General features: G+C 37.6%; 2 protein-coding genes. Both read left to right on the forward strand.

Features of this window, described 5'->3' with window-relative positions; genetic code table 11:
- Nucleotides 1–249: 249 nt before the first annotated feature.
- On the forward strand, nt 250–1,965 hold the full coding sequence (gene acsA / locus HMPREF3029_RS05395; protein ID WP_070622815.1) for an acetate--CoA ligase: 1,716 nt from the start codon (nt 250–252) through the stop codon (nt 1,963–1,965).
- Nucleotides 1,966–2,128: 163 nt separating this feature from the next.
- Complete coding sequence (locus HMPREF3029_RS05400; RefSeq protein WP_070710098.1) at nt 2,129–3,796, forward strand: formate--tetrahydrofolate ligase; 1,668 nt, start codon at nt 2,129–2,131, stop codon at nt 3,794–3,796.
- The last annotated feature ends 42 nt before the right edge of the window (nt 3,797–3,838 follow it).

Genomic DNA, 3,838 nt, shown 5'->3' on the forward strand with positions numbered 1-3,838 from the left:
CCTTCGATTATAATCGTTTGGCTATTTTTTTCGTATTCCATTTTAAAATAATTTTTTATATGCTCCAACATATCACCTCAAAGCACAATATATGTCTAGTTATTTATATTATACATGAATCATTTTTATATTTATGTCTAAATGCGATTGAAAATTCGAACGAAACCGTTGAAATTCCTAAAAATAACAGATAAGATTATAAGTAACGTCAAAAGAAAGCGTTTTACTTAAATTTTAGGAGTGAATGTAATGAATTACGAAATCTATAAATCTGTAGATAAAAGTTCGAATATGGGACCTTACGAAGAAACAGTTAAAAACTTTTCGTGGGAAGAAGTAAAAAAACATTTTACATGGTATGAAACTAACAAAGTAAACATCGCATATGAAGCAATTGATCGTCACGTTGATGAAGGATATGGTAACAAAGTAGCATTACACTATAAAGACGATTCTGGCGTTTCATCATTTACTTTTAAAGAGATGAAAGAAAAATCTAATAAAGCTGCAAATATGCTTAAGAGTAAAGGTGTTCAAAAAGGAGACCGTGTATTTATCTTTATGCCAAGATCGCCTGAATTATATTTTGTATTACTCGGTGCAGTGAAACTTGGTGCGATTGTTGGACCATTATTTGAAGCATTTATGGAGAAGGCTGTCGTTGACCGATTAGAAGACTCAGAAGCGAATTATTTAATTACGACTTCTGATTTATTAGAGAGAGTACCTTATAAAGAGATCGATACACTAAAACACGTATTTGTCGTCGGAGAAGACGTTAGTGAAGATGAAAAACTCTTAGATTTTAAACAGTTATTTGACGAAGCATCAGATGAATGTGACATCGAATGGGTAGATTTAGAGGACGGATTGATTTTACATTATACGAGTGGTTCAACTGGCTCACCAAAAGGTGTATACCACGTTCATAATGTGATGGTTCAACAATATATTTCAGCGAAATATGTGACGGATATTAAAGAAGACGATGTATACTGGTGTACAGCTGACCCAGGATGGGTAACTGGAACGAGTTATGGTATTTTTGGACCGTGGTTAAACCGCGCGACAAACGTTATCGTCGGAGGACGTTTCTCACCAGATGCATGGTATTCAGCACTTGAAGAGTTAAAAGTGACAATTTGGTATTCAGCACCGACAGCATTCCGTATGTTAATGGGAGCTGGAGACGAAGTTATAAAAAATTACGACCTTAGCCATTTAAGACATTTACTATCTGTTGGTGAACCACTGAATCCAGAAGTCATTAAATGGGGAGATAAAGTATTCAACTTAAGAATTCACGATACGTGGTGGATGACTGAAACAGGAGCACATATGATCGTTAACTTCCCGTCAATGGATATAAAAGCTGGATCTATGGGTAAACCATTACCAGGTGTAGAAGCGGCAATCATTGATGACAACGGTGAAGTCTTACCGCCAAACCGTATGGGGAACTTAGCAATGAAAGCACCTTGGCCATCGATGATGCGCGATATATGGAACAACCACGAAAAGTATAAATCGTACTTTATTGGAGATTGGTACGTTTCAGGTGACTCAGCATTTATAGATGAGGACGGGTACTTCTTCTTCCAAGGACGTGTAGACGACGTCATTATGACAGCTGGGGAAAGAGTTGGACCGTTTGAAATTGAATCTAAGCTTGTTGAGCATGAAGCGGTAGAAGAGGCTGGAGTTATCGGTAAACCAGATCCAGTACGTGGTGAAATCGTTAAAGCATTTATCGCATTACGTGAAGGTTATGAACCGACGGACGAGTTAAAAGAGGAAATTCGTAACTTCGTAAAACTTGGTCTCGCAGCACATGCAGCACCACGTGAAATTGAATTTAAAGATAAATTACCAAAAACACGTAGTGGTAAAATTATGAGACGTGTATTAAAAGCTTGGGAGTTAAACTTAGATGCTGGTGACTTATCAAGTATGGATGACGATTAATATTAAAGCAGCAGCAAATTCTGCTGCTTTTGTTATGTGGATTCCGCTAATGATTTTTAGAGAAATGTTAGTGATGGCACATAAGTGAATTTTATGTAATAATAATCATTAGAAAGATTGAGTTAAATCTTAAAAAAATATTCTTGTTGGGAGATGTAAAAGAATGGCACATTTAACAGACCAAGAGATTGCTGCTAAAGCAACATTACAACCAATTGAAGAAATTGCTCAAAAAGCAGGTATTCCTGAAGATGCATTAGAACTTCATGGTAAGTATAAAGCAAAAGTAGACATCAAAAATCTCGTTGGAAATGAAGAGGATTCAAAACTAGTACTCGTAACAGCTATGAACCCTACACCAGCTGGTGAAGGTAAATCAACTGTTACTGTTGGGCTAGCAGATGCATTCAATAAACTAGGTGAAAAGGTTATGGTTGCATTACGTGAACCATCACTTGGGCCAGTAATGGGTATTAAAGGTGGAGCTACTGGTGGTGGACACGCTCAAGTGTTACCGATGGAAGAAATCAACCTTCACTTTAACGGTGACTTACACGCGATTACGTCAGCAAACAATACGCTTTCAGCGTTAATCGACAACCACATTCACCAAGGTAACGAGTTAAATATCGACCAAAGAAGAATTACGTGGAAACGTGTCGTAGACATTAACGACCGTGAACTTCGTAACGTCGTTATCGGTTTAGGAGGACCAACTTCAGGTGTTCCACGTGAAGATGGATTTGATATTACTGTAGCAAGTGAAATTATGGCAGTACTTTGCTTAGCGACAGATTTAATGGATCTTAAAGAAAGACTTGGCCGTATCGTATTTGGTTATACGAAAGATAAAAAACCAGTTACAGTTAAAGACTTAAAAGTAGAGGGTGCATTAACACTACTACTTAAAGAAGCGATTAAACCAAACCTTGTTCAAACGATGGAAGGTACACCTGCGTTAATTCACGGTGGTCCATTTGCGAACATTGCACACGGTTGTAACTCATTAATCGCTACAAACACTGCAAGAAAATTATCAGACATCGTAGTAACAGAAGCAGGATTCGGTTCTGACTTAGGTGCTGAGAAGTTTATGGATATTAAAGCACGCTTTGGTAACTTTAAACCAGATGCAATTGTTTTAGTTGCAACAATTCGCGCACTTAAGATGAACGGTGGCGTTGCGAAAACTGATTTAGGTGCAGAAAATCTTGGAGCATTAAAATCAGGTATCGTAAACTTAGAGAAACACATTGAAAACGCACGTAAATTCGGTGTTGAACCAATCGTTGCATTAAACGACTTCGTTACAGATACAGATGCTGAACGTGAATTCGTACTTAACTGGTGTAAAGATCGTGACGTTAAAGTTGCACTTACACAAGTTTGGGAAAAAGGTGGAGAAGGTGGTATTGAGTTAGCGAAACAAGTAAAAGAAGCACTCGAAACACCAAACAACTTTGACTACCTATATGATCTTGAACTTTCAATCCCTGAAAAGATTGAAAAAATCGTTACAGAAGTATACGGTGGAGACGGCGTTAACTTTACAGATAAAGCAAAACGTCAAATCAAAGAAATCGAAGAAAATGGCTGGGGTAACTTCCCAGTATGTATGGCGAAAACTCAGTACTCATTATCAGACGATGAGAAAAAACTCGGTCGTCCAACAGGGTTTACAATTACAGTACGTGAGTTAATTGCTAAAACTGGTGCAGGATTTGTCGTTGCGTTAACAGGTAACGTTATGACAATGCCAGGATTACCAAAAGTACCATCAGCAAACCATATGGATGTTGATGCAGAAGGTAACTCAACAGGATTATTCTAATAAATCTAAGACGTGTACTAATGTACACGTCTCAGATTGTAG

It is taken from the genome of Nosocomiicoccus sp. HMSC059G07 (assembly GCF_001815515.1).
In the GTDB taxonomy this organism is placed as follows: Bacteria; Bacillota; Bacilli; order Staphylococcales; family Salinicoccaceae; genus Nosocomiicoccus; species Nosocomiicoccus ampullae_A.

What these genes read in the sequence shown, in the direction of transcription:
- acsA (WP_070622815.1), top strand. Translation starts at nt 250, where the DNA reads ATGAATTACGAAATCTATAAATCTGTAGATAAAAGTTCGAATATGGGA.
- HMPREF3029_RS05400 (WP_070710098.1), top strand. Translation starts at nt 2,129, where the DNA reads ATGGCACATTTAACAGACCAAGAGATTGCTGCTAAAGCAACATTACAA.